Source organism: Streptomyces sp. LARHCF249 (assembly GCF_052871255.1).
In genome coordinates, this window is the sequence record NZ_JBIXJQ010000022.1 from 1 (window position 1) to 25,636 (window position 25,636).

The 25,636-nt window shown below is 72.0% G+C and carries 17 protein-coding genes, 1 tRNA gene and 1 rRNA gene; 14 read left to right on the plus strand and 5 right to left on the minus strand.

All coding sequences use genetic code 11. The annotated features are described in order from the left end of the window. The first annotated feature begins 8 nt into the window (after positions 1 to 8). The 3 genes from rrf (at position 9) to ACIPUC_RS36170 (ending at position 608) form a co-directional block, all read left to right on the plus strand. A 5S ribosomal RNA gene (gene rrf, locus ACIPUC_RS36160) occupies positions 9 to 125 on the plus strand. A 5-nt stretch (positions 126 to 130) separates the two neighbouring features. Continuing rightward, positions 131 to 206: transfer RNA gene (locus ACIPUC_RS36165), tRNA-Thr, on the plus strand. Positions 207 to 386: 180 nt separating this feature from the next. After that, a complete protein-coding gene (locus ACIPUC_RS36170) occupies positions 387 to 608 on the plus strand; it encodes a hypothetical protein (protein WP_446594633.1) in 222 nt (73 codons plus the stop codon). Positions 609 to 629: 21 nt separating this feature from the next. Here ACIPUC_RS36170 and ACIPUC_RS36175 read toward each other — a convergent pair whose 3' ends face one another. Next, entirely contained in the window at positions 630 to 3,212 is a 2,583-nt protein-coding gene (locus tag ACIPUC_RS36175; RefSeq protein ID WP_446594634.1) for a SpoIIE family protein phosphatase, read from the minus strand. A 166-nt stretch (positions 3,213 to 3,378) separates the two neighbouring features. Between ACIPUC_RS36175 and ACIPUC_RS36180 the strand changes: the two genes are divergently transcribed. The 9 genes from ACIPUC_RS36180 to ACIPUC_RS36220 all read left to right on the plus strand — a co-directional run bounded on the left by ACIPUC_RS36180 (position 3,379) and on the right by ACIPUC_RS36220 (position 17,660). After that, the gene (locus ACIPUC_RS36180; protein WP_446594635.1) at positions 3,379 to 8,910 is read left to right on the plus strand and encodes a HAMP domain-containing protein; all 5,532 of its coding nucleotides are present in this window, start codon (positions 3,379 to 3,381) and stop codon (positions 8,908 to 8,910) included. A gap of 274 nt (positions 8,911 to 9,184) precedes the next feature. Continuing rightward, positions 9,185 to 9,865, plus strand: coding sequence for a response regulator (locus ACIPUC_RS36185; RefSeq protein WP_446594636.1), 681 nt, complete (start codon positions 9,185 to 9,187; stop codon positions 9,863 to 9,865). Positions 9,866 to 9,992: 127 nt separating this feature from the next. After that, positions 9,993 to 12,782: a DNA translocase FtsK gene (locus ACIPUC_RS36190; RefSeq protein ID WP_446594637.1), complete on the plus strand. Its 2,790-nt coding sequence runs from the start codon at positions 9,993 to 9,995 to the stop codon at positions 12,780 to 12,782. Positions 12,783 to 13,027: 245 nt separating this feature from the next. After that, complete coding sequence (locus ACIPUC_RS36195; RefSeq protein WP_446594673.1) at positions 13,028 to 13,924, plus strand: helix-turn-helix domain-containing protein; 897 nt, start codon at positions 13,028 to 13,030, stop codon at positions 13,922 to 13,924. A gap of 137 nt (positions 13,925 to 14,061) precedes the next feature. Next, positions 14,062 to 15,558 (plus strand): 30S ribosomal protein S12 methylthiotransferase RimO, encoded by a 1,497-nt coding sequence (gene rimO / locus ACIPUC_RS36200; protein ID WP_446594638.1) that lies wholly within the window; start codon positions 14,062 to 14,064, stop codon positions 15,556 to 15,558. Beyond that, on the plus strand, positions 15,555 to 16,211 hold the full coding sequence (pgsA, locus tag ACIPUC_RS36205; protein ID WP_446594639.1) for a CDP-diacylglycerol--glycerol-3-phosphate 3-phosphatidyltransferase: 657 nt from the start codon (positions 15,555 to 15,557) through the stop codon (positions 16,209 to 16,211). Before rimO ends, pgsA begins: the two co-directional genes overlap by 4 nt. Then, positions 16,208 to 16,765 (plus strand): CinA family protein, encoded by a 558-nt coding sequence (locus ACIPUC_RS36210; protein ID WP_446594640.1) that lies wholly within the window; start codon positions 16,208 to 16,210, stop codon positions 16,763 to 16,765. The genes pgsA and ACIPUC_RS36210 overlap by 4 nt, the downstream gene beginning before the upstream one ends. Positions 16,766 to 16,874: 109 nt before the next feature. Further along, the gene (locus ACIPUC_RS36215; RefSeq protein WP_069922226.1) at positions 16,875 to 17,255 is read left to right on the plus strand and encodes a helix-turn-helix domain-containing protein; all 381 of its coding nucleotides are present in this window, start codon (positions 16,875 to 16,877) and stop codon (positions 17,253 to 17,255) included. A gap of 165 nt (positions 17,256 to 17,420) precedes the next feature. Continuing rightward, the gene (locus tag ACIPUC_RS36220; protein ID WP_446594641.1) at positions 17,421 to 17,660 is read left to right on the plus strand and encodes a hypothetical protein; all 240 of its coding nucleotides are present in this window, start codon (positions 17,421 to 17,423) and stop codon (positions 17,658 to 17,660) included. On the opposite strand, the gene ACIPUC_RS36225 is transcribed toward ACIPUC_RS36220, so the two are convergent. Genes ACIPUC_RS36225 through ACIPUC_RS36235 form a run of 3 tightly spaced genes read right to left on the minus strand, consistent with a single transcriptional unit; the run spans position 17,608 to position 19,809 of the window. Further along, the gene (locus ACIPUC_RS36225) at positions 17,608 to 18,378 is read right to left on the minus strand and encodes an SDR family NAD(P)-dependent oxidoreductase (protein ID WP_446594642.1); all 771 of its coding nucleotides are present in this window, start codon (positions 18,376 to 18,378) and stop codon (positions 17,608 to 17,610) included. The two genes, ACIPUC_RS36220 and ACIPUC_RS36225, sit on opposite strands and share 53 nt — an antisense overlap. Positions 18,379 to 18,410: 32 nt before the next feature. Then, positions 18,411 to 19,208, minus strand: coding sequence for an Fpg/Nei family DNA glycosylase (locus ACIPUC_RS36230; RefSeq protein WP_446594643.1), 798 nt, complete (start codon positions 19,206 to 19,208; stop codon positions 18,411 to 18,413). A 28-nt stretch (positions 19,209 to 19,236) separates the two neighbouring features. After that, a complete protein-coding gene (locus tag ACIPUC_RS36235) occupies positions 19,237 to 19,809 on the minus strand; it encodes a TetR/AcrR family transcriptional regulator (protein ID WP_446594644.1) in 573 nt (190 codons plus the stop codon). 120 nt (positions 19,810 to 19,929) lie between these two features. On the opposite strand from ACIPUC_RS36235, the gene ACIPUC_RS36240 reads away from it, so the two are divergent. Together ACIPUC_RS36240 and ACIPUC_RS36245 are read left to right on the plus strand one after the other, a co-directional pair. Beyond that, a complete protein-coding gene (locus ACIPUC_RS36240; RefSeq protein WP_446594645.1) occupies positions 19,930 to 20,322 on the plus strand; it encodes a VOC family protein in 393 nt (130 codons plus the stop codon). Beyond that, positions 20,319 to 21,026, plus strand: coding sequence for an NADPH-dependent F420 reductase (locus ACIPUC_RS36245; RefSeq protein WP_446594646.1), 708 nt, complete (start codon positions 20,319 to 20,321; stop codon positions 21,024 to 21,026). Before ACIPUC_RS36240 ends, ACIPUC_RS36245 begins: the two co-directional genes overlap by 4 nt. Here the strand turns inward: ACIPUC_RS36245 and ACIPUC_RS36250 are convergent, their stop codons facing one another. Continuing rightward, on the minus strand, positions 21,027 to 25,616 hold the full coding sequence (locus ACIPUC_RS36250; protein ID WP_446594647.1) for an ATP-dependent helicase: 4,590 nt from the start codon (positions 25,614 to 25,616) through the stop codon (positions 21,027 to 21,029). Between the last annotated feature and the right edge of the window lie 20 nt (positions 25,617 to 25,636).

Below are 25,636 nucleotides of genomic sequence, written 5' to 3' on the forward strand. Positions count from 1 at the left end.
CATAGTGTTTCGGTGGTCATAGCGTTAGGGAAACGCCCGGTTACATTCCGAACCCGGAAGCTAAGCCTTTCAGCGCCGATGGTACTGCAGGGGGGACCCTGTGGGAGAGTAGGACGCCGCCGAACAACCCGCCCTTTTAGCTCAGTCGGTAGAGCGTCTCCATGGTAAGGAGAAGGTCAACGGTTCGATTCCGTTAAAGGGCTCCAAAGAAAAAGGCCCCCGCCTCATGGCGGGGGCCTTTTTGCGTTTGTCAAGTCCCGACTTCCCGGGTCGTGACCAGGGGCGTGGCACGGGGCGCAATGGGAGCACGGATGACGGACCGGGAGGCAGACGGCCTCCTCGCCGCATCCGCAGTCCGAGCCTTTGAGCCGCGTAAGGAGCCCCTCATGACCATCGCAAGGATCCGACGCCTCGTTCTGAAGATCGTGACGGCCTTCGAGCCGGAAGCCGACGATGCCCGCCCCGCTTCCCCGGTCTCCGCCCGCCCGGTCCGTGCTCCGGCACCGCAGCGTGCCGTCGCCCCCGGTGCCGGCAACGATCGCCATCCCTGGATCTCGGAGATGGCGGCCCCGTCGTTCATGATCCTGTCGGTGCGGCCCCGGCGGTGACGAGAGAGGACCACGGCGTCCTCAGTCGCCCTCGCGCTGGTGCGGGACGCGGAAGGCCAGGATGGCCATGTCGTCCGAGGCGGGTTCGGCCGCGAAGCGTTCCACCGCGCGCAGGACACGGGAGGCGACCGCCCCCGCGGTGAGGCCCGTGCACGTGGTGAGGACCTCGGCGAGGCCGTCGTCGCCCAGCATGCGGGTGCCCTCGCGGCGTTCGGTGACGCCGTCGGTGACGCAGAGCAGGACATCGCCCGGGTCGAGGGTCAGCGTCTGCTCGTAGAGCTCGAGGTCGTCGATCACGCCCAGCAGGGGCTGGGGGTCGGCGGCCGGGAGCACCTCGCCGTTCGGACGCAGGCGAAGCGGCAGCGGGTGGCCGGCGCACACGACCTTCATCAGGGCGCCGCCGTCCGGCTGGGGGTGGAGCTCCCCGTACAGGAGGGTGAGGAAGCGGCTGCGGGCGCCCTCGTCGAGGATCGCCGCGTTGAGGCGTTCCAGGACGGCGGGGCCGCCCAGGCCCTCGCGTGCGAGCAGGCGCAGGGCGTGGCGGGCCAGGCCCGTGACCGCTGCCGCCTCCGGGCCCGTACCGCACACGTCGCCGATGGCGAAGCCGTACGCGCCGTCGCGGATCGGGAAGACGTCGTAGAAGTCGCCGCCCACCTCGTTGCCCTCGCCCGCCGCGCGGTAGATGACCTCGACCTCCATGCCGGGGATCGCAGGTGAGCCGGGCGGCAGCAGGCTGCGCTGGAGGGAGCGGCTGATCGCGGTCCGCTCGGAGTACAGGCGGGCGTTGTCGAGGGCGAGGGCGGCCCGGCGGGAGAGGTCCTCGGCGAGTTCGAGGATCTCCTGGCGGAAGTGCTCCTCGCTGGGCTTGCCGAGGGTGAGCATGCCGATCACGCGGTTGCGGGCCATGAGCGGGAGGACGACGGTCTCGCCGCCGACGGCGAGGGCCGTCTCCGGCCAGGGGCGGGAGCCGGCCCCGCGGACGGGTTCGGGCGGGCTCACCCGGGAGAGCAGGGCCTTCAGGCCGTCGATGCGCTCTTCGTCCTCGTGCAGCACGTAGGAGAGGTACGGATCCGAGGACTGGTCGGCGATGGTGTAGACGGCGCACCAGGTTGCGAGGGTGGGGACCGTCATCTGGGCCATGAGGGCCAGGGTCTGGTCCCGGTCGAGGGTGCCGGCCAGCAGGTCGGATGCCTCGACGAGGAAGGACAGCGAGCCGCGGCGCAGGCGCTCGAGCTCGCCCAGCCGGGCGGACTCGACGGCGAGCGCGATGCGGTCGGCGGCGAACTGGAGCCGCAGGGCCTCTTCGTTGGAGTAGCGGCCGGGGACCTCGGCGGCGACGCCGAGCGAGCCCGTGAGCCGGCCTTCGACCTTGAGGGGGACGGTCACCACGGACCGCATGCCGGTGGACTCCAGCAGCGGGACGGCTCCGGGGACGGCGGCGAGGTCGTCGTGGACGGCGGGCATCCGGGCCGAGCCGTACCGGTTGGTGCCGGCTTCGACGGGGACGCGGGCGAAGCGCTGGCGGGTGGAGGGCAGGCCGGTGGTGGCGCGGACCTCGAGCTCGGTCTCGTCGTCGGTGGCGAGCAGCAGGAAGGCGGCGTCGGCGTCGAGGAGGTCGCGGGCCCGCTCGACGGTGCGCTGGAGGAGGCCGTCGAGGTCGTCGGGGGCGGGCGAGCCGATGAAGACCTCGAAGGGGTCCGCGGGGCGGGGCTCGGTGAGGTGGCCGCCGTCGGTGGGGATCCGCACGGGGGTCTGCAGGAGGGCGCGCTCGTCGTCGTGGACGAGGAGGCAGACGATGGAGGGTTCGCCATGGGCGTCGCGTACCCGAAGGTGGGAGGCGTAAACGGGGATGACGCGGCCGTCGGAGCCGCGGATTCCGTAGCTGCCCTCCCAGCGGGACAGGCTCAGTGCCTCGGCGATGCCGGTGCCGGTGCCGGGGGTCTGCGGCCAGGCGGCGAGCTCGGCGAGCGGGCGGCCGACGACCTTCTCGGCGGGGTAGCCGAAGATGTGCTCGGCGTCCTCGTTCCAGGCGGAGACGGCTCCGGAGGCGTCGATCTGGAGGACGGCGACGCGGACCCGGCTGTCGGCGAGGGGGAGCAGCTGGTCGGGGACGACGGGGCCCGCGGAGCGGGTACCGACCGGACGGTCTGGGAGGTCGAGGCGGAACCAGACGTGTTTGTGGGTGGCGGTGTACTCGACGCCCCAGCGGGTGGCGAGGGCGGCGCAGAGCATCAGGCCGCGGCCGTTCTCGCGGTCGGGGTCGGCGTACGGGCGCTCGCCGGGGTGCTGGAGCGGGAGCTCGCGCTCCGGGTAGCGGTCGGCGACCTCGACGCGCACGCCGTCCCCGGAGCGCAGGCACAGGACCTCGGCGCGGGTTCCGGCGTGGACCACGGCATTGGTGACGAGCTCGCTGGTGAGCACCACCGCGTCGTCGACGATGTCCGCGAAGCCCCAGCCCTGCAGGGTGTCGCGGACGAACGCGCGGGCGGCGGCGACCGAGCGCCCGAGGGGATCGAAACTGGCAGCCGCCCGTGCCGTGATCACGAGTCTCCTTCGACGCGGTTGGACATCGAGTGCCAGGTTACTTACCTTCGCGGTCGGCATGGTGCCGTCGTCGGGGATTCCACCCGCAGGGTACGGCGGCTGTGCGATGGTGCCGAAGTGTTATGGCCGGGTTCGGCCGGGGTGAAACACTGGGCAGGCTTGAAGAGCCGGGCGGGGACACTCGTAGCCCGGCGGAACAGCGGTCGACCCTTTCGGGAGGGACACGGTGGAGTCTGGCGCAGCGGTGCGGCGTACGGGAACGCGGCCGAAAGGCGGGCGGTCCCGGCGCGGGGGTACGACCGAGGTCGATACCGCCGCTCTGAACCGGCTGCTCACGGCCCTGGTGTCGATGCGGGACGGGAACTTCCGCAAGCGGCTGACGGTGTCCGGCGAGGGCGTGATGGCGGAGATCGCCGCCGTCTACAACGAGGTCGCCGACCGCAATCTGCACTTGACCGGGGAGCTGTCGCGGGTCCGCAGGATGGTGGGCCGCGAGGGCAAGCTGAGCGAACGGCTGGAAACCGGTGCCTGCGAGGGCTCCTGGGCGGCCGCGATCGACGCGTCGAACCAGTTGGTGGACGATCTTGCCCGGCCGGTGTCCGAGGTGGGCCGGGTGCTGTCGGCGGTCGCCGAGGGTGATCTGGACCAGCGGATGGATCTGCGGACCCAGGCCCCGGACGGGGTGGGGCATCCGCTGCGCGGGGAGTTCCTGAAGGTCGGGCGTACCGTCAACAACCTGGTCGACCAGCTGTCCGCGTTCACCGACGAGGTGACGCGCGTGGCGCTGGAAGTGGGTACCGAGGGCAAGCTCGGCGGCCAGGCCCAGGTGCGCGGAATGTCCGGTTCTTGGAAGGATCTGACCGACTCCGTCAACACGATGGCGTACCGGCTCACCGCTCAGGTGCGTGATATCGCTCTCGTCACGACGGCGGTCGCGAAGGGCGATCTGTCGCGCAAGGTCACCGTCCACGTGGCCGGCGAGATGCTCCAGCTGAAGAACACCGTGAACACCATGGTGGACCAGCTGTCCTCCTTCTCCTCCGAGGTGACCCGCGTCGCCCGCGAGGTGGGTACGGAGGGTGAGCTGGGCGGTCAGGCGAAGGTGCCCGGGGTCGCCGGCGTGTGGAAGGACCTGACCGACTCCGTCAACACCATGGCGGGCAACCTGACGGCCCAGGTGCGCGGGATCGCGCAGGTGACGACGGCGGTCGCGAACGGTGACCTGTCGCAGAAGGTACGGGTGAGCGCGCGCGGAGAGGTCGCGCAGCTGGCCGAAACGATCAATCAGATGACGGAGACCCTGCGGACCTTCGCGGACGAGGTCACGCGCGTGGCCAGCGAGGTCGGGGCCAAGGGTCTGCTCGGCGGGCAGGCGCAGGTGCCGGGGGCGGCGGGGACGTGGAAGGACCTCACCGACTCGGTGAACACGGTCTTCCGCAACCTCACCACGCAGGTGCGGGACATCGCCCAGGTGACGACCGCCGTGGCCAACGGCGATCTGTCGCAGAAGGTCACGGTCAACGTGGCCGGCGAGATGCTGGAGTTGAAGAACACCGTCAACACGATGGTGGACCAGCTCCAGTCCTTCGGTGCGGAAGTGACGCGTGTGGCCCGTGAGGTCGGCGTCGAGGGTGAGCTGGGCGGCCAGGCGCAGGTGCCGGGGGCCGCCGGTACCTGGAAGGACCTCACCGACTCGGTGAACACCGCCTTCCGCAACCTCACCGGTCAGGTCCGCAACATCGCGCAGGTGACGACGGCGGTGGCCAACGGCGACCTGTCGCAGAAGGTCACCGTGGACGTCTCCGGCGAGATGCTCCAGCTGAAGAACACCGTGAACACGATGGTGGACCAGCTGTCCTCGTTCGCCGACCAGGTCACGCGGATGGCGCGGGACGTGGGCACGGAGGGCCGGCTCGGCGGCCAGGCCCGGGTCGAGGGGGTGTCCGGTACCTGGAAGGAGCTCACCGACTCCGTCAACTTCATGGCCGGGAACCTGACGTCCCAGGTGCGCCAGATCGCCCAGGTGACCACGGCGGTGGCGCGCGGCGACCTGTCGCAGAAGATCGACGTGGACGCCCGCGGGGAGATCCTGGAGCTGAAGAACACCATCAACACGATGGTCGACCAGCTGTCGGCCTTCGCTGAGCAGGTGACCCGGGTGGCCCGGGACGTGGGTACCGAGGGCCGGCTCGGCGGCCAGGCGCAGGTGCCGGGCGTGGCGGGTGTGTGGCGGGACCTGACGGATTCCGTGAACGGGATGGCCGGGAACCTGACCTCGCAGGTGCGCAACATCGCGCAGGTCGCCACGGCGGTGGCGCGCGGTGACCTGTCGCAGAAGATCGACGTGGACGCCCGGGGCGAGATCCTGGAGCTGAAGAACACCCTCAACACGATGGTCGACCAGCTCTCGAACTTCGCGGAGCAGGTGACCCGGGTGGCCCGCGAGGTGGGTACCGAGGGCATCCTCGGCGGCCAGGCGGAGGTGAAGGGTGTCTCCGGCACCTGGAAGGACCTCACCCAGTCCGTCAACTTCATGGCCAACAACCTGACCTCGCAGGTGCGCAACATCGCCGAGGTGACCACGGCGGTGGCCATGGGCGACCTGTCCAAGAAGATCACGGTCGACGCGAAGGGCGAGATCCTCGAACTCGTCACCACCGTCAACACGATGGTCGACCAGCTGTCGTCGTTCGCGGAGCAGGTGACGCGGGTGGCGCGCGAGGTGGGCACCGAGGGCATCCTCGGCGGCCAGGCCCGGGTGCGCGGGGTGACCGGCATCTGGAAGGACCTCAGCGACAACGTGAACACCATGGCCGGGAACCTGACGGCCCAGGTGCGCGGGATCGCGCAGGTCTCGGCGGCGGTGGCCAACGGCGACCTGACCAAGAAGGTCACCGTGGAGGCGCGCGGCGAGGTCGCGCAGCTCGCGGACACGGTCAACACGATGGTCAAGACCCTGTCGTCCTTCGCCGACGAGGTCACGCGCGTGGCCCGCGAGGTGGGTACGGAGGGCCGCCTGGGCGGTCAGGCGCACGTACCGGGCGTCTCGGGGACGTGGAAGGACCTCACCGACTCGGTGAACTTCATGGCGTCGAACCTCACCGGTCAGGTGCGTCAGATCGCCATGGTCACGACCGCCATCGCCAAGGGCGACATGACCAAGAAGATCGACATCGACGCGCGCGGCGAGATCCTCGAGCTCAAGACGACCATCAACACGATGGTCGACCAGCTGTCCTCGTTCGCCGACCAGGTGACGCGGGTGGCCCGCGAGGTGGGTACCGAGGGCATCCTGGGCGGACAGGCCCGGGTCCGGGACGTCGACGGCACCTGGCGGGACCTGACCGAGTCCGTGAACGAGATGGCCGGGAACCTCACCCGGCAGGTGCGCGCGATCGCGGCCGTGGCCACCGCGGTGACCCGCGGCGACCTCAGCCTGAAGGTCGACGTGGACGCGGCGGGCGAGATCCAGGTCCTCCAGGACAACATCAACACGATGATCGTCAACCTGCGCGACACCACCTTGGCCAACAAGGAGCAGGACTGGCTCAAGGGCAACCTGGCGCGGATCTCCGCGCTGATGCAGGGCCGCCGGGAGCTCGACGACGTGGCCTCGCTGATCATGAGCGAGCTGACTCCGGTGGTCTCGGCCCAGCACGGCGCGTTCTTCCTGGCCCTGCCCACCGGCGGGAGCACCGAGATCGGGACGGACGGCGGCGCGGAGGGCTCGTACGAACTGCGGATGCGCGGCAGTTACGCCTACGCCGGGAGCCAGATGCCCACCTCCTTCCGGCCGGGGGAGGGCCTGATCGGGACCGTCGCCGAGGAGAAGCGGACGATCCTGGTCGAGAACACCCCGCCCGGCTACCTGAAGATCTCCTCGGGGCTCGGCGAGGCGCCGCCGGCGCACGTGATCGTGCTGCCGGTGCTCTTCGAGGGGAAGGTGCTCGGGGTCATCGAGCTGGCGTCCTTCACGCCGTTCACGCAGATCCAGAAGGACTTCCTCAGCCAGATCGCCGAGATGATCGGTACGAGCGTCAACACCATCAGCGTCAACTCCAAGACGGAGATGCTGCTGAAGCAGTCGCAGGAGATGACCGAGCAGCTGCGCGAGCGCTCCGACGAGCTGGAGAACCGGCAGAAGGCCCTCCAGGCCGCCAACGCGGAGCTGGAGGAGAAGGCCGAGCTGCTGGCCCAGCAGAACCGGGACATCGAGGTGAAGAACACCGAGATCGAGGAGGCCCGGCAGGTCCTCGAGGAGCGCGCCGAGCAGCTGGCGGTCTCGATGCGCTACAAGTCCGAGTTCCTCGCGAACATGTCGCACGAGCTGCGGACCCCGCTCAACTCGCTGCTGATCCTGGCCAAGCTGCTCGCCGACAACGCGGACGAGAACCTGTCGGGCAAGCAGGTGGAGTTCGCCGAGACCATCCACGGCGCCGGCTCGGACCTGCTCCAGCTGATCAACGACATCCTCGACCTGTCGAAGGTCGAGGCGGGGAAGATGGACGTCTCTCCGACGCGGATCGCGCTGGTCCAGCTCGTGGACTACGTGGAGGCCACGTTCCGGCCGCTGACGGCGGAGAAGGGGCTCGACTTCTCGGTACGGGTCTCCCCGGAGCTGCCGGCCACCTTGCACACGGACGAGCAGCGGCTGCTGCAGGTGCTGCGCAACCTGCTGTCCAACGCGGTGAAGTTCACCGACACCGGGGCGGTGGAGCTGGTGATCCGCCCGGCCGGGGCGGACGTGCCCACGGCGATCCGGGAGCAGCTGCTGGAGGCCGGATCGCTGCGGGAGGCGGACGCGGACCTGATCGCCTTCTCGGTGACCGACACCGGGATCGGGATCGCCGCGAGCAAGATGCTGGTGATCTTCGAGGCGTTCAAGCAGGCCGACGGGACGACCAGCCGCAAGTACGGGGGCACGGGTCTGGGCCTGTCCATCAGCCGGGAGATCGCCCGGCTGCTGGGCGGGGAGATCCACGCGGCCAGCGAGCCCGGCCGCGGCTCCACCTTCACGCTGTACCTGCCGCTGCACCCGAGCGAGCTGCCCCCGCAGGGGTACGCGCCGCCCACGCCGGGCGGTGGCCGCGCCGAGCTGTACCGCAGGCCCGCCGACGAGGCCCGGCCCGCGCTGCCGGCGGCCCCCGTGGCGTCGCCCGCGCCGACGGCTCCGGCGCAGCCCGCTGCGGCCCGGGCGGAGCGCTCGGGGCTGCCGGGCGCCGAGCCGGGCCAGGGCGGGGCCGCGCTGTTCCGGCGCCGGCGCAAGGCGCTGAGCGACCTGGAGCCGCGTACGGCCGTGCCGGGGCAGCCGGGCGCGGCGGGGGCCGAGGAAGGCTGGGGCGGCGCGGAGGAGCTGCCGGTGGTGCCCCGGACGTACGACTTCCACGGTGAGAAGGTGCTCATCGTGGACGACGACGTGCGCAACGTCTTCGCGCTGACCAGCGTGCTGGAGCAGCACGGGCTGGCGGTGCTGTACGCGGAGAACGGCCGGGAGGGCATCGAGGTCCTGGAGCAGCACGACGACGTGACGGTCGTGCTGATGGACATCATGATGCCGGAGATGGACGGGTACGCCACGACCTCGGCGATCCGGCGGATGCCGCAGTTCGCGGGGCTGCCGATCATCGCGCTGACGGCGAAGGCGATGAAGGGGGACCGGGAGAAGGCGATCGACTCCGGTGCTTCCGACTACGTCACCAAGCCGGTCGACCCGGACTATCTGCTGTCGGTGATGGAGCAGTGGATGCGCGGGAAGTGACCACCGGGCGAGCGGGCTGACAACGATTGCTGACGGACTGTGCCCGATGCGGTGTGGGAGGGCGGTAAACGGGGAACCTTCTGCTCTCCCACCACGTTTCTGCTTCGTGCACAGTGACATCTTGGTGACAGGGTGTGGCGATCTCGGGACTGGGGCTACGATGACCGGCACAAGGACGGACGGCGCAAGGATGCCGTCCTCTGGGGCGGGGCCCGGCGCACAGGCCGGAGCCTGGAGCCGGGTAGGCCCCATGCCGGGGCGAGGAGGACAGGGCATGGTGCAGAAGGCCAAGATCCTCCTGGTCGACGACCGGCCGGAGAATCTGCTGGCGCTGGAGGCCATCCTCTCCGCGCTCGATCAGACACTGGTCCGGGCGTCGTCGGGGGAGGAAGCGCTCAAGGCGCTGCTGACGGACGATTTCGCGGTCATCCTGCTGGATGTGCAGATGCCGGGAATGGACGGATTCGAAACGGCCGCGCACATCAAGCGGCGGGAGCGGACCCGGGACATCCCGATCATCTTCCTCACCGCGATCAACCACGGTCCGCACCACACCTTCCGCGGATACGCGGCGGGCGCGGTGGACTACATCTCCAAGCCCTTCGACCCCTGGGTGCTGCGCGCCAAGGTCTCGGTCTTCGTGGAGCTGTATACGAAGAACTGCCAGCTGCGCGAGCAGGCGGCGCTGCTGCGGCTCCAGCTGGAGGGCGGCGGTTCGAACGGCGTGGACGGCAGCAAGGAGACGGCCGGCCTGCTGGCCGAGCTCTCCGCGCGGCTCGCCGCGGTCGAGGAGCAGGCCGAGGCGCTGACCAAGCAGCTCGGCGAGGACTCGGCCGAGGCGGCGGTGGTGGCGACCGCGGCCCATCTGGAGCGCAAGCTGACCGGGCTGCGGCGGGCGCTGGACGCGCTGGAGCCGGGGGCCGGCGGGGGCGCCGTACTGCCGGTGCAGGGCTGAGGGGAGCCCCGCCTGGCGGTGCGTCAGGTCTGTCGGTGCGTCAAAGCGCCTACGGAACGGGCGACACGAACGGGTGAAGGGGTGGGCACGCGTGTCCACTGGCGTGGACACCGGTAATCTCGGGCCCATGGCCTCACGTACGTCCGGCAAGGGTTCCCAGAGCACCGCGGGCACCGCGAAGGGCCGCACCGGCCGGACCTCGGCGCCGGCGAAGAAGGCGGCTCCCGCGCGGGGGCCCGCCGCGAAGAAGTCCGCGGCCGCCCGGCGCGCCCCGGCCAAGAAGGTCGCGCCGAAGCCCGCGCCGTCCCCGACCGGGGGTGTGGTGCGGCTGGTGCGCGCCCTGTGGCTCGGCTGCGCGTACGCGGTCGGCGCCGTCTTCCGCGGGATCGGCCAGGGCGCCAGGAACCTCGACCCGGCCCACCGCAAGGACGGCCTCGCCCTGCTGCTGCTCGCCCTCGCGCTGATCGTCGCCGCCGGAACCTGGTCGAACCTGAGCGGTCCCGTCGGGGATCTGGTCACGATGCTGGTCACCGGTGCCTTCGGACGACTGGATCTGCTCGTGCCGATCCTGCTCGGCGTCATGGCGGTACGTTTCATCCGCCATCCCGAGCAGACCGACGCCAACGGCCGCATCGGCATCGGGCTCTCCGCCCTGGTCATCGGCGTGCTGGGGCTGGTCCACATCGCCTGCGGTGCGCCCGGCCGGGACGAGGGCACCACCGCCATGCAGAACGCGGGCGGGCTCATCGGCTGGGGCGCCTCCAAGCCGCTGATCTTCACCATGGGCGCGCCGCTGGCCGTGCCGATGCTGGTGCTGCTGACGGTCTTCGGGCTCCTCGTGGTCACCGCGACCCCGGTGAACGCGATCCCGGAGCGGCTGCGGCGGCTGGGGATCCGGCTCGGGATCATCGCGCCGAACCAGTACGACGAGGGATACGGGGAGCAGGAGGGTGCCGGCGACCGGCACGATCCGGAGCGCTGGCGGGCCCGTACCGGGGCCGGGGAGGACCCCGCCGATCCGGTGGACGCCGCCGAGGAGGACGCCCTCGCCCGGCGGCGCAGGCCGCGGAGGTCCGCGTCCCGGCCGGCCATGGACCGGGAGATGGACGCCGTCGACGTGGCCGCGGCGGCCGCCGCCGCGCTGGACGGGGTGGTCTACGGCGGGCTGCCGCCCTCCCCGCTGGTCGCCGACCTCACCCAGGGCATCTCCGTCGAGCGCGAGCGCGAGGGCGTGGAGGTCACCGCTCCGGTGCCGCCCGCCCGCGAGGAGCCTGCCGTACCTCGCCCGGCAGCAGCAGCGGCCGAGCCGGACGAGCCGGGCGGGGGCCCGTACGACACCACCGCCGCGGCCTCCGGGACGCTGGCGGTACCGGACCTGACCAAGGCTCCGCCGCAGACCCAGGCCCTGCCGCCGCGCGCCGAGCAGCTCCAGCTGCGCGGGGACATCACGTACGCGCTGCCCTCGCTGGACCTGCTCGAGCGGGGCGGGCCGGGCAAGACCCGCAGTGCCGCCAACGACGCGGTGGTCGCCTCGCTGACGAACGTGTTCACCGAGTTCAAGGTCGACGCGCAGGTCACCGGTTTTACCCGGGGGCCGACGGTCACCCGCTACGAGGTGACGCTCGGCGCGGCGGTGAAGGTCGAGCGGATCACGGCGCTGGCGAAGAACATCGCGTACGCCGTGGCCTCGCCGGACGTGCGGATCATCAGCCCGATCCCGGGCAAGTCCGCGGTCGGCATCGAGATCCCGAACACCGACCGCGAGATGGTCAACCTGGGCGACGTACTGCGGCTGGCGGACGCGGCCGAGGACGACCACCCGATGCTGGTCGCGCTGGGCAAGGACGTCGAGGGCGGCTACGTCATGGCCAACCTCGCGAAGATGCCGCACGTGCTCGTCGCCGGTGCCACCGGTTCCGGAAAGTCCTCCTGCATCAACTGCCTGATCACCTCGATCATGGTCCGGGCGACCCCTGAGGACGTCCGGATGGTGCTGGTGGACCCCAAGCGGGTGGAGCTGACGGCGTACGAGGGCATCCCGCACCTGATCACGCCGATCATCACCAACCCCAAGCGGGCCGCCGAGGCGCTCCAGTGGGTCGTGCGCGAGATGGACCTGCGCTACGACGACCTGGCCGCCTTCGGCTTCCGGCACATCGACGACTTCAACCAGGCCATCCGGGACGGGAAGATCAAACTGCCGCCGGGCAGCGAGCGCGAGCTCAGCCCGTACCCGTACCTGCTCGTGATCGTCGACGAGCTGGCCGACCTGATGATGGTGGCCCCGCGCGACGTGGAGGACTCCATCGTCCGCATCACGCAGCTGGCCCGAGCGGCCGGCATCCACCTGGTGCTGGCGACCCAGCGGCCCTCGGTGGACGTGGTCACCGGCCTGATCAAGGCGAACGTGCCCTCGCGGCTCGCCTTCGCCACCTCCTCGCTCGCCGACAGCCGGGTCATCCTGGACCAGCCGGGCGCCGAGAAGCTGATCGGCAAGGGTGACGGGCTGTTCCTGCCGATGGGCGCGAACAAGCCGGTCCGGCTGCAGGGCGCCTTCGTCACCGAGGACGAGATCGCCGGCATCGTCCAGCACTGCAAGGACCAGATGGCGCCGGTCTTCCGGGACGACGTCACCGTCGGGCAGAAGCAGAAGAGGGAGATCGACGAGGAGATCGGCGACGACCTGGACCTGCTGTGCCAGGCGGCCGAGCTGGTCGTCTCCACGCAGTTCGGCTCGACCTCGATGCTCCAGCGCAAGCTGCGGGTCGGCTTCGCGAAGGCCGGCCGGCTCATGGACCTCATGGAGTCGCGCGGCATCGTCGGCCCGAGCGAGGGCTCCAAGGCCCGCGACGTGCTGCTGAAGGCCGAGGAGCTGGACGGGGTACTCGCCGTCATCCGCGGGGAGACCCAGCCGTGAGGCCGCCCGTCCGCAGGGAAATACGGGCGATATCGCAGGCAACCGTTTCCCTTGGGCTCGCGTCCAGTTGAAGGGAGGAGGCGGCACCGCGCACGGTACGTGTACGGCGCAGCGCCGCCGCACCGGGCGGAACCCTCCTCGCCATTCGGATGGCGTAGGAAGTGCCCCCTCCGGTTGCTCCACCCTTTCGTCACCCCCCTAGACTGGACATCCAGCAGGTGGCTACACGCTCGAAAGGCGCCCTCGTGTCCATCGGCAACGCCAACTCCCCCGAAGAAGAGCGGCCTTCGACCGACGACCGGTCCGAGGACCGCATCGTCGAACGCTCCGTCGAAGGACCGTCCATCGGGACGGCTCTCAAGAAGGCCCGGATCGCCGCCGGGCTCACCGTCGACGAGGTCAGCTCCAGCACCCGCGTGCGCATCCCGATCGTGCACGCGATCGAAGAGGACGACTTCACGCGCTGCGGCGGCGACGTCTACGCCCGCGGCCACATCCGTACGCTCGCCCGCGCCGTCCACCTCGATCCGGTACCCCTGGTCGAGAGCTACGACGCGGCCCACGGCGGCCGGCCGGCACCCACCCCCGCCGCGCCGATGTTCGAGGCCGAGCGCCTCCGCCCCGAGCGGCAGCGGCCCAACTGGACCGCCGCCATGGTCGCCGCCATCGTCGCCGTGATCGGCTTCGTGGGCTTCACCGCCTTCAGCGGCGGCGACGACAACGCCAAGAAGCCGGTGGCGGAAGGTTCCGCCGCACCCAAGCCCGCTCCCAAGCAGAGCGGCGGAAAGCCGGCCGCGCAGCCCCAGCAGACGCCGCAGGCGCCCAAGCCGGAGCCTTCCGACAGCGCGATCGCCGCCGCACCCAAGGACCTCGTCACGGTCGTCCTGACGGCCGACACCGGCGAGAGCTGGATCTCGGCGAAGGACTCCACCGGTCGGCTGCTCTTCGACGGCACCCTGTCCCAGGGTGACTCCAAGACCTTCACGGACAAGGAGTCCGTCGATCTCGTACTCGGCGACGCCGGGGCCGTGAAGCTCTTCGTGAACGGCAAGGAGATCAAGGACGACTTCGAGCCGGGCCAGGTGGAACGTCTCACATACACCAAGGAAGACCCCCTCCAGGAACAGCCCCAGGCGGGCTGACCCGAGGCCGCCCTAGGGCGGAACGCCTTGATCCGGATCCCCGGTGCGCCGTGCGGTACTTGCCGCAGGCCCCGGGGATCTTGCTGTTCGGGGGCAGGAGGCGGGGGCCGGCGCCGGGACGAAGTAGTCTTGAGTCCATGCCCGAACGCCGTACCGTCGCCCTTGTCACTCTTGGCTGCGCCCGTAACGAGGTGGACTCGGAGGAGCTCGCAGGCCGCTTGGCGGCGGATGGCTGGGAGCTCGTCGAGGACGCCGCCGATGCGGACGTTGCCGTCGTCAACACCTGCGGATTCGTCGAAGCCGCCAAAAAGGACTCCGTAGACGCCCTGCTCGAAGCCAATGATCTGAAGGATCACGGCAGGACGCAGGCCGTCGTCGCCGTCGGCTGCATGGCCGAGCGCTACGGCAAGGAACTCGCCGAAGCGCTCCCCGAGGCGGACGGCGTGCTCGGCTTCGACGACTACTCCGACATCTCCAACCGCCTCCAGACCATCCTGGCGGGCGGCAGCGTGGAGGCCCACGCCCCGCGCGACCGGCGCCAGCTGCTGCCGATCAGCCCGGCGGAGCGCCAGGGCGCCGCCGTTGCGCTGCCGGGCCACGCCCAGGAGCCGGTGGCCGAGGCCCCCGCCGACCTGCCGGACGGGCTCGCGCCCGCCTCCGGGCCGCGCGCGCCGCTGCGCCGCCGTCTGGACAAGAGCCCCGTCGCCTCGGTCAAGCTGGCCTCCGGCTGCGACCGGCGCTGCTCCTTCTGCGCCATCCCGTCCTTCCGCGGCTCCTTCATCTCCCGCCGCCCCAGCGACGTGCTGGGCGAGACCCGCTGGCTCGCCGAGCAGGGCGTCAAGGAGATCATGCTGGTCTCCGAGAACAACACCTCGTACGGCAAGGACCTGGGCGACATCCGCCTGCTGGAGACCCTCCTGCCGGAGCTGGCCGAGGTCGACGGCATCGAGCGCGTCCGCGTCAGCTACCTCCAGCCCGCCGAGATGCGGCCCGGTCTGATCGACGTACTGACCTCGACCCCCAAGGTCGTGCCGTACTTCGACCTGTCCTTCCAGCACTCGGCCCCCGACGTGCTGCGCGCCATGCGCCGCTTCGGTGACACCGACCGGTTCCTGGAGCTGCTGGACACCATCCGCAGCAAGGCCCCGCAGGCCGGTGTCCGGTCCAACTTCATCGTCGGCTTCCCCGGCGAGACGGAGTCGGACTTCGCCGAGCTGGAGCGTTTCCTCACCCACGCGCGCCTCGACGCCATCGGCGTCTTCGGCTACTCCGACGAGGACGGCACCGAGGCCGCCACGTACGGGAACAAGCTGGACGAGGACACCATCGCGGAGCGGCTCGCCCACATGCAGCGGCTCGCCGAGGAGCTCACCTCGCAGCGCGCGGAGGAGCGGATCGGAGAGACGCTGGAGGTACTCGTCGAGACGGTCGTCCCGCTCGACGAGGCCGAGGAGGGCGAGGGTGCTTACGGGCGCGCCGCCCACCAGGCCCCCGAGACCGACGGGCAGGTCGTCTTCACGGACGGCACGGGGCTGGTCCCCGGGCGTATCGTCACGGCGAAGGTGGTCGGCACCCTGGGTGTGGACCTGGTGGCCGAGCCCCTGGGCATGGATCTTGAGGAGGCGGCCGGATGACCGGAGTCCCGGCATCTGCGGCGGGCGGGACCGGCCGCCGGCCCGCGCCCGGCGCGAAGCTGGGAGCCGCGGCGGTCAATCAGGCCAGCCTGTGGAACATCGCCAACATCCTGACGATGATCCGGCTGCTGCTGGTGCCGGGCTTCGTCTTCCTGCTGCTCGCCGAGGGCGGCTACGACCCGGCCTGGCGGGCCTGGGCATGGGCGGCGTTCGCCGTCGCCATGATCACGGACATCTTCGACGGGCACCTGGCCCGTACGTACAACCTGGTCACGGACTTCGGCAAGATCGCCGACCCCATCGCCGACAAGGCGATCATGGGGTCGGCGCTGATCTGCCTCTCCTGGCTCGGCGACCTCCCGTGGTGGGTGACCGGGGTGATCCTCGGGCGCGAGCTCGGGATCACGCTCCTGCGCTTCTGGGTGATCCGCTACGGCGTGATTCCGGCCAGCCGGGGCGGCAAGCTGAAGACCCTGGCGCAGGGCACCGCCGTCGGCATGTACGTCCTCGCGCTGACGGGCCCGCTGGCGACCTTGCGCTTCTGGGTGATGGCCCTCGCCGTCGTGCTGACCGTGGTCACCGGTTTGGACTACATCCGGCAGGCCGTCGTCCTGCGCCGCAAGGGTCTCGCCGAGGAGCGGGCCGCGCGGTGACGGACGGGTCGGGGGAGTCTCCGGAGGCGGTGGACGCGTCCGGAGCGGCCGGGGCGGCTGCGGAGGTGTTGCGGCTGCTCGCGGAGCGTGATCAGACCCTCGCCGTCGCCGAATCCCTGACCGGCGGCATGGTGGCCGCCGAGCTCACCGCCGTTCCCGGAGCCTCGCGCTCCTTCCGCGGCTCGGTCACGGCCTACGCGACGGAGCTCAAGCACCGCGTCCTGGGAGTGGACGGCGCGCTGCTGGCGGCCGAAGGCGCGGTGAACGCGCAGGTCGCGGCGGAGATGGCAGCCGGGGTGCGGGCCGTGATGGGCGCTTCGTGGGGAATCGCGACCACCGGAGTGGCCGGCCCCGACCCGCAGGACGGGCAGCCCGTGGGCACGGTTTTCGTCGCCGTGGAGGGACCGGACGTCAGGAAAACGGCCCGGCTGAGGTTGAACGGCTCCCGGGCGGAAATCCGTAGGGAGAGTGCACGGACAGTGCTCGAACTTCTCTCAAGCCAACTCCGTGAGAATGCGCGGGGGCAGGATACGGAACAGAACGGGGGGATTTGATGTTTGCAGCCCTGAGTGAACACGACATCGCTCCCCGCACGGCCGCGGCGCGAGGCGGTACGGTGGGGCGTGAAGGATGCGGCTACACGGTCAGAGGAGGGAGCCACCGATGATTCTGCTCCGTCGCCTGCTGGGTGACGTGCTGCGTCGGCAGCGCCAGCGCCAGGGCCGTACTCTGCGCGAAGTCTCCTCGTCGGCCCGAGTTTCGCTCGGCTATCTCTCCGAGGTGGAGCGGGGGCAGAAGGAGGCATCCTCCGAGCTGCTCTCCGCGATCTGCGACGCGTTGGACGTACGGATGTCCGAGCTGATGCGCGAAGTCAGCGATGAACTGTCGCTGGCCGAGCTGGCACAGTCGGCCGCGGCAAGCGAACCGGTGAGCGTACCGGTCCGCCCGATGCTCAATTCGGTCTCCATGGCTTCGGTCACGGCCGGACCGGAGCGGGTGACCATCAAGGCGCCTGCGGAAGCGGTGAATGTCGTAGCCGCGTGAGCGAGTACGTGAGCGTATGAGTGTGGCCGGAGCCCCGGCCGGTGCGTCAGGCACCGGACGGGGCTCCCGGCCTTTCTGGGTGCGGGCCCGGGGCGGGTGCGGGACGATGGTGCGGTCCGGGCTCCGGCCCCTCCCCCGTCCGGGGAGACCCCCAGGGAGGTAGCCGTGCGGCCGTTACTGACAGCCCTCGCGTTGGCGGTGGGGGTGCTCTGGTGGTGGGCCGTGCTGCGCCTCGCCCTGGCGCCCGCGGAGTCCGGGCCCGTGGAGGGCGCGGTGGCCGTGGGGGGCTGGGGGCTGGGGCTGCTGCCGGTGCACAGTGTTCCGGGGCCCGTGCGGCGCAGGGCCGCGGGGGCTACCAGGGCATCGACACTCCGCCGTTCGGGCGGAGGATCTGGCCCGTCATGAAGGACGAGGCGTCCGAGGCCAGGTAGAGCACGGCCTGGGCGATGTCCTCGGGCTCTCCGACCCGGCGCAGCGGGGACATGCGGACCATCGCCGCCTCGGTCTGCTCCTGGGCCTCGGCCCCGTGCCGGCCGGTCATCGGCGTGCGGATCCAGCCGGGGGCGACGGCATTGACCCGGATGCCGTGCGGGCCGGCTTCGGTGGCGAGGGTCTTGGTCAGCTGGACGACGGCGGCCTTGGCCGCGCTGTAGCAGAGCAGGCCGGGCTGGGCGGCGTCCACGGCCCCGGAGGCCATCGTGACGATCGAGCCGGGACGGCCCGCCGCGATCATGGCGCGGGCGGCTTCCTGGCAGGTGCGCAGGACGCCCTTGAAGTTGACGTCCAGGATCCGGTCGAGGTCCTCGTCGGAGGTCTCCAGGACGCTGCTGGTGTGCATGACCCCGGCGATGGCCGCGGCGATGTCGAGCGGGCCCGCGGCGGTGACGGCGGCCCGCAGGGCGGTCCGGTCGGTGACGTCGAGGGTGTGGACGGTGGCGGCGCCGCCCGCCCCGGCGACGAGGGCGGCCGTCTCGGCGAGCCCCTGTCCGTCGCGGTCCGCGCAGTGCACGTGCGCGCCCGCACCGGCGAGCAGGAGGGCGGTCGCGCGGCCTATGCCGCTCGCCGCGCCGGTGATCAGGGCGGTGCGGCCGGTGAGATCGTACGAGGCTGTGGGTGTGGGCATGCCGGGACCGTACGAGCAGATCTGACGGGCCGTCAACTAGCTGTCGGGCCGGATTGGCAGCGGGGGCACCAGTACGTGGGGCGGCCGTCCTGCGGGGCCTCGCGGATCGGGGTGTCGCAGCGCAGGCAGGGGCGGTGGGCGCGGCCGTACACGAACAGGTCCTGGCCGGGGCGGCGGCTGCCGGTGGTGTTGCGGGGGCCCGGCCGCTCGCCGGTGTTCGCGGCCAGCAGGCGGTGGGCCGCGGCGGCCAGGCGGGGCAGGGCGGTCCCTGGCAGCGCGCCGACCGGGGTCCAGGGGGTGACGCGGGCCAGGAAGCAGAGCTCGGCCTTGTAGATGTTGCCGATCCCGGCGAGGTTGCGCTGGTCGAGCAGGGCCTCGCCGAGGGGGCGCTCGGGGGCGGCGAGGAGGTTGGCGGCGGCCCGGTCCGGGTCCCAGTCGGGGCCGAGGAGATCGGGGCCGAGGTGGCCCACGGCCTGGTCCTCGTCGGCGGTGCGGATCAGTTCCAGGACGGGGAGGCGGTAGCCGACCGCGGTGTCGTCGGCGGTGCCGAGGATCGCGCGGATCTCGTGGGCGGGGCCGCCGTGCCACTTCGCGCCGACGGGGAAGACGTGCCAGGCGCCGTCCATGCGGAGGTGGCTGTGCAGGGTGAGGCCGCCCTCGAAGCGGGTGAGGAGGTGTTTGCCGCGCGGGGTGACGTCGAGGGTGGTGCGGCCGGTGAGGTCGGCCGTGGCGAAACGGGGGACGCGCAGGTCGCTGCGGGTGAGGGGCTTGCCGGCGAGGGCGCTGTGGAGGCGGGTCGCCGCGCGCCGGACGCTGTCTCCTTCGGGCATGCCGCCATTGTCCCGCCGGGGGACGGCGTCAGGAGGGGGTGAGGCCCAGGGCTTGGCGCAGGACGAGGAGGACCTCGGCACGGGTCGGCGGGGTGGGGGCCGTCATCGCGTGCAGGCACAGCCCGGTCATCAGCGGGGGGATGGTCGCGGCGACGGCGGGGCCGACGATCGGGGCCATCGCGGCGACGCTCGCCTCGGCGGAGCGGCTCGCGGCCGCGCGGAGTTCCGGGCGGCGCAGGGCGGCGACGTGGAGCTCGTACTCGACCACGGCCCGGGTGCGGCCCTCGCCGAGGCAGCTCAGCACGCTGTCCGCAAGGGCGTCCGCGATCCGGTCCGGGGTGGCGGCGGCCAGGTCTTCGGCCCACTGTCGGACGAAGCCGGTGAACCGGTCGGAGGCCCGTTCCAGGGCGGCGCGGATCAGCGCCTCGCGGTCGGCGAAGTGGTAGGTCGTCGAGCTGAGCGACACGTCCGCCCGCTCGGCGACGGCCCGGTGGGTCAGCCCCTCCAGCCCGCGCTCGGCGATGAGCTCCTCGGCCACTTCGGCGATCCGCTCCCGCCGGTTCGGGTCGTGTCGGCGGGTCCTGCGGGCTTTTTCGGTCACTGTGGTCAGGCTCCTTCCCGGGTGCGGTTCACTCTCGCACAAGTTTATTGGTACGGACGTCCGTACTGATGTTAGGGTGGAGGAGTTGCAGTCGCCGGGGGGAACGACAGGAGAGAGAACATGACACCAGCGCACCCCCTGAACCTGGTGGACGTCACCGTCCCCCACGAGGCGCACGCCGACGCCCGCCGCTTCTACACCGAGACCTTCGGCTGGACCGTGGACGTCGACCTTCCCGGCTACCCGATCATGGGCACCGGCCCGGGAGGCGGTCAGGTCGGACTGATGTGGGAGGGCAACCCGCAGTCCGGCGATCTGTCCGGGTTCTGGAAGACGGGCAAGGCGGTGCCGTTCCTCGGCACCGAGGACATCGAGGCCACCCTGGCCGAGGTGGAGCGGCACGGCGGCAAGGTCGCCGCCGCGGCCCGGCAGACCGGACCGGTCAAGGTCGCGGTCTTCGAGGACCCCTGGGGCAACCAGTGGTTCCTGTGCGAGAACGGGGCGTCCGCATGAAGATCACAGTCCTCGGCACCGGCGGCGGTGGCCGCGCCCACGCCGCCCGGCTCCTGCAACTCGGCCACGAGGTGGTCGTGGGTACCCGGGACTCGGAGGTCACGCTCGGGCGGACCGAGCCCAACTTCATGGGCATCGAGCCCTTCGGGCAGTGGGTCGCCGACTACCCCGGCATCGAGCTCATGAACTTCGGTGACGCCGCGGCCGGCGCCGAGTTCGTCATCAACGGGATCGACGGAGCCAACGCCGTACGGGTCCTGAGCGGCATCGCCGAGCACCTGGCCGGCAAGACCGTCATGGACTACGCCGTCCCGTACGTCTACAACCCCGAGCGGGCCCACCCCTGGCCCACCCCGTGGGGCGTCATGCCGGCCCTCGACCCGGTGGACCACGACAGCCTGGGGGAGCAGATCCAGCGGGCCCTGCCGGCGGCCAAGGTCGTCAAGGCGGGCGTCACGCAGGAGCAGGAGACCGTCGTGAACCCGCAGTCCGTCGGCGGCGGCGACCACACGATGTTCATCGCGGGCGAGGACGCCGGAGCGAAGGAGCAGGTCACCGAGCTGCTGCGGGCCTACGGCTGGCAGGACGTCCTCGACCTCGGCCCGATCGTCTCCTCCCGGGGCATGGAGATGTACGCCCACATGCACAGCGCGATCCAGTTCGCGCTCGGCGGTGCGCGCTTCGGGATGAAGGTGATCCGCTGATCAGCTCCGCATCCGCAGCCCCCTCGGGGTGGCGTGGAACCCGGCTTCCTCGAGGGCGCGGCCCAGCGGCGAGGTCAGCGACGGGGACGCGTTGATGCGCTCCACCGTCAGTGCCGGGAGCGTCCCCGCACGGGAGGCGGCGGCGACCGCCCCGACGGCCGCCTCCAGGCGCGGGTCGCCGGGCTCCGGCCAGGCCAGGAGTGTCTTGCCGCCGCGCTCCAGGTACAGGACGAGCTCGCCGTCGACCAGGACGACCAGGGAGCCCGCCTTGCGGCCCGGCTTGTGCGCGGCCCCGGTCGGGGGCTCCGGCCAGGGCAGCGCCGCCCCGTACGCGTTCGCCGGATCGGCGGCGGCCAGGACCACCGCCGCCAGCGGGGGCGGGGTCCGCTCGGCGGCCCGCAGCCGGTCCACCGCGCCGTCCATCGCGAACTGGGCCGCGCCGAGCCCCTCGACCACATAGCCCCGGCGGGCCTGGCCGCTGTCCTCGAAGGCGGACAGGACGCGGTAGACCGCGCTGAAGCCTCCCTCCACCCCTTCCGCGGCGACCGCGCCCCGGGTCACCACCCCGTGCCGGTCCAGCAGGGTCCTGGCGAGGGCGTGGGCCCGGTGGGTCGGGTCGGTGGCCTGGGACGGCAGGAGGGACCAGCGGCCCGAGACCGTGGGCGGGCCCGTACGGGACACGGTCGCGCTGAGCGTGCCGTACCGCCCGCGCGGGACCGTACGCCGGGCCCGGTGGGCCGTGGAGCCGGCCGTGCGGCCCGATCCGAGCAGGGCCCGCAGCGGGCTCAGGGTGTCGTTGGTGAGCCGGCCCGACCAGGCCAGGTCCCACACCGCCTCCGACAGCGCGAGGTCGGAGGTCTCGGGGAACGCGGCCCGCACCGACTCGGCGATCTGGCGGAAGAACAGGCCGTACCCGCCCGAGAGGGACTCCAGCACCGCCTGGTGGACGGCACTCAGCTCCAGCGGGTGCGGCGGCGGCAGGAGCAGCGGAGCGGCGTCAGCCAGATACAGGGAGACCCAGCCGTCCTTGCCCGGGAGGGCTCCGGCACCCGCCCAGACCACCTCGCCCGCCGTGGTCAGTTCGTCCAGCAGGCCGGGGGAGTAGCCGCTGACCCGGGACGGAAGGATCAGGCGCTCCAGCGCCGAGGCCGGAACCGGGGCGCCCTGGAGCTGCTCGACGGCCCGGGCCAGGCCGTCGATGCCGCGCAGTGCGCCGCCCAGGTGCTGCCACTGCGGCAGGAAGGTCGCCAGCGAGGCCGGCGCAACCGGTTCCAGCTCCTGGCGCAGCGCGGCCAGCGAACGGCGGCGGAGCCTGCGCAGCACCGTCGCGTCGCACCACTCCTGGCCGATGCCCGCCGGATGGAACTCGCCCTCGACCACCCGGCTGGCCGCTGCCAGCCGGTGCAGGGCGCCCTCGGTGACCGCCGGGCCCAGACCGAAGCGGGCGGCGACGGCGGCCGTGGTGAACGGCCCGTGCGTGCGGCCGTACCGGGCCAGGAGGTCACCCAGCGGATCCTTGACCGGCTCGGTGAAGGCCTCCGGGACACCGACCGGGAGCGCCGTGCCCAGCGCGTCACGCAGCCGGCCCGCGTCCTCGATCGCCGCCCAGTGGTCCGCGCCGCCGATCCGCACCCGGATCGCCCGGCGCGCCGAGGACAGCTCGGCAGCCCAGGCGGGCTCCGCCCCGCGCTCGGCCAGCTCGGCCTCGGTCAGCGGCCCCAGCATGCGCAGCAGGTCGGCCACCGACTCGGCGTCCTTGGCCCGCCGGTCCTCGGTGAGCCACTGCAGCTCCCGCTCCAGCTCCTCCAGCGCCTGCGCGTCGAGCAGTTCGCGCAGCTCCGCCTGGCCCAGCAGCTCTGCCAGCAGCCGGGAGTCCAGCGACAGCGCGGCCGCCCTGCGCTCGGCGAGGGGCGAGTCGCCCTCGTAGAGGAACTGGGCGACGTAACCGAACAGGAGGGAACGGGCGAACGGCGAGGGCTCGGGTGTGGTGACCTCGACCAGACGGACCCGGCGGGCCTCGATGTCGGCCATCAGCTCGGTCAGCCCCGGCACGTCGAAGACGTCCTGCAGGCATTCCCGTACGGCTTCCAGCACGATCGGGAACGAACCGAACTCCGAGGCCACCTGGAGCAGCTGCGAAGCACGCTGGCGCTGCTGCCACAGCGGGGTGCGCTTGCCCGGACTGCGCCGCGGCAGCAGCAGGGCGCGGGCCGCGCACTCGCGGAAACGGGAGGCGAACAGCGCCGAGCCGCCGACCTGGTCGGTGACCAGCTGGTTGACGTCACCGTGGTCGAAGGCGACGTCGGCCGCGCCGAGCGGGGCCTGTTCGTCGTCGAACTCGAACGGCGCCGGGGCGGTGGGGTCGTGGTCCAGCAGGTCCATCGAGAGCAGGTCGGCGTCCGGCAGGCGCAGCACGATCCCGTCGTCGGCGTGCACGACCTGCGCGTCCATGCCGTACTTCTCGGCGAGGCGGGCACCCAGCGCCAGCGCCCACGGGGCGTGCACCTGGGCACCGAAGGGGGAGTGGACGACGACCCGCCAGTCGCCGAGCTCGTCACGGAACCGCTCGACCACGATGGTCCGGTCGTCCGGCACGTGACCGCACGCCTCGCGCTGTTCGGCCAGGTACGCCAGGACGTTCTCCGCGGCCCACGCGTCCAGGCCGGCCGCCAGCAGCCGCAGCCGGGCGTCCTCGGCGCTGAGCCCGCCCAGCTCGCGCAGGAAAGCGCCGACCGCGCGGCCCAGTTCGAGCGGGCGGCCCAGCTGGTCGCCCTTCCAGAACGGCAGCCGGCCCGGCACCCCGGGCGCCGGGGTCACCAGGACCCGGTCGCGGGTGATGTCCTCGATCCGCCACGAGGTGGTGCCCAGGGTGAACACGTCCCCGACGCGGGACTCGTAGACCATCTCCTCGTCGAGCTCCCCGACCCGGCCGCCGCCCTTCTTGGGGTCGGATCCGGCGAGGAAGACGCCGAAGAGGCCGCGGTCGGGAATGGTGCCGCCGGAGGTCACCGCCAGGCGCTGGGCGCCCGGCCGGCCGGTGATCGTCCCGGCCACGCGGTCCCACACCACCCGCGGCCTGAGCTCGGCGAACGCGTCCGAGGGATAGCGGCCCGCCAGCATGTCCAGCACCGCGGTGAACGCCGACTCCGGCAGCGCCGCGAAGGGCGCCGCCCGGCGCACCAGCGCGAGCAGGTCGTCGAGCTGCCAGGTGTCCATCGCGACCATCGCGACCAGCTGCTGCGCCAGCACGTCCAAGGGGTTCGACGGGACGCGGAGGGACTCGATGGAGCCGGTGCGCATCCGCTCGGTGACCACGGCCGCCTGCACCAGGTCGCCCCGGTACTTGGGGAAGACCACACCGGTGGAGACCGCGCCCACCTGGTGCCCCGCGCGGCCCACCCGCTGCAGCCCGGACGCCACCGAGGGCGGGGACTCCACCTGCACCACCAGGTCCACCGCGCCCATGTCGATGCCCAGCTCCAGGCTGGAGGTGGCCACCACGGCGGGCAGCCGTCCCGCCTTCAGGTCTTCCTCCACCAGGGCCCGCTGCTCCTTGGACACCGAGCCGTGGTGCGCCCGGGCCAGCAGCGGCGGGGCGCCGTGGGCGGCGCCCGACTGGGCCATGACCTGCGCCGGGGGAGCGCCCTCGGGGAGCTTCTCGCCCATGGCGCGCTCGTACGCGATCTCGTTGAGCCGGTTGCACAGCCGCTCGGCGAGGCGGCGGGAGTTGGCGAACACGATCGTGGACCGGTGCGCCTGCACCAGATCCGCGATCCGCTCCTCCACGTGGGGCCAGATGGAGGGCTTGTCCCCGCCCTCCCGTCCCTCGGTGGCGGGCGAGCCCGCCAACTCGCCCATGTCCTGCACCGGGACGACCACCGACAGGTCGAACTCCTTGGCCGACGGCGGCTGCACGATCTCCACCCGGCCGCGGGGCGCGAGATACCGGGCCACCTCGTCCACCGGCCGGACCGTCGCCGACAGTCCGATCCGGCGCGCCGGGCGCGGCAGCAGCTCGTCCAGCCGCTCAAGGGACAGGGCCAGGTGCGCGCCGCGCTTGGTCCCGGCCACGGCGTGCACCTCGTCCAGGATCACGGTCTCGATCCCGGCGAGGGCGTCCCGGGCGGCCGAGGTCAGCATCAGGAACAGCGACTCGGGCGTGGTGATGAGGATGTCCGGCGGGCGGGTGGCCAGCGCCCGGCGCTCGGCCGGCGGGGTGTCGCCCGAGCGGATCCCGACCCGGATCTCCGGCTCGGGCAGACCCAGGCGCACGGACTCCTGGCGGATCCCGGTCAGCGGACTGCGCAGGTTGCGCTCCACGTCCACGGCCAGGGCCTTCAGCGGCGACACGTACAGTACCCGGCAGCGCTTCCGCGCCTCGGCCGGGGGCGGCACCGAGGCCAGCCGGTCGAGGGCGGCCAGGAAGGCGGCCAGCGTCTTGCCCGAACCGGTGGGCGCCACGACCAGCACGTCGGAGCCCTGCCCGATCGCCCGCCAGGCGCCCTCCTGTGCGGAGGTGGGCGTACGGAAGGCCCCCGTGAACCAGGAGCGGGTCGCGGGGGAGAACGAGGCGAGCGCGGAGCCGGACATGCCCCCATCGTGCACCCGGG

Bases quoted from the DNA above. Each gene is read 5' to 3' on its own strand.
- ACIPUC_RS36170 (WP_446594633.1), top strand. From the start codon at position 387: ATGACCATCGCAAGGATCCGACGCCTCGTTCTGAAGATCGTGACGGCC.
- ACIPUC_RS36175 (WP_446594634.1), bottom strand. From the start codon at position 3,212: ATGCCGACCGCGAAGGTAAGTAACCTGGCACTCGATGTCCAACCGCGT.
- ACIPUC_RS36185 (WP_446594636.1), top strand. From the start codon at position 9,185: ATGGTGCAGAAGGCCAAGATCCTCCTGGTCGACGACCGGCCGGAGAAT.
- ACIPUC_RS36190 (WP_446594637.1), top strand. From the start codon at position 9,993: ATGGCCTCACGTACGTCCGGCAAGGGTTCCCAGAGCACCGCGGGCACC.
- rimO (WP_446594638.1), top strand. From the start codon at position 14,062: ATGCCCGAACGCCGTACCGTCGCCCTTGTCACTCTTGGCTGCGCCCGT.
- pgsA (WP_446594639.1), top strand. From the start codon at position 15,555: ATGACCGGAGTCCCGGCATCTGCGGCGGGCGGGACCGGCCGCCGGCCC.
- ACIPUC_RS36215 (WP_069922226.1), top strand. From the start codon at position 16,875: ATGATTCTGCTCCGTCGCCTGCTGGGTGACGTGCTGCGTCGGCAGCGC.
- ACIPUC_RS36225 (WP_446594642.1), bottom strand. From the start codon at position 18,378: ATGCCCACACCCACAGCCTCGTACGATCTCACCGGCCGCACCGCCCTG.
- ACIPUC_RS36230 (WP_446594643.1), bottom strand. From the start codon at position 19,208: ATGCCCGAAGGAGACAGCGTCCGGCGCGCGGCGACCCGCCTCCACAGC.
- ACIPUC_RS36240 (WP_446594645.1), top strand. From the start codon at position 19,930: ATGACACCAGCGCACCCCCTGAACCTGGTGGACGTCACCGTCCCCCAC.
- ACIPUC_RS36245 (WP_446594646.1), top strand. From the start codon at position 20,319: ATGAAGATCACAGTCCTCGGCACCGGCGGCGGTGGCCGCGCCCACGCC.
- ACIPUC_RS36250 (WP_446594647.1), bottom strand. From the start codon at position 25,616: ATGTCCGGCTCCGCGCTCGCCTCGTTCTCCCCCGCGACCCGCTCCTGG.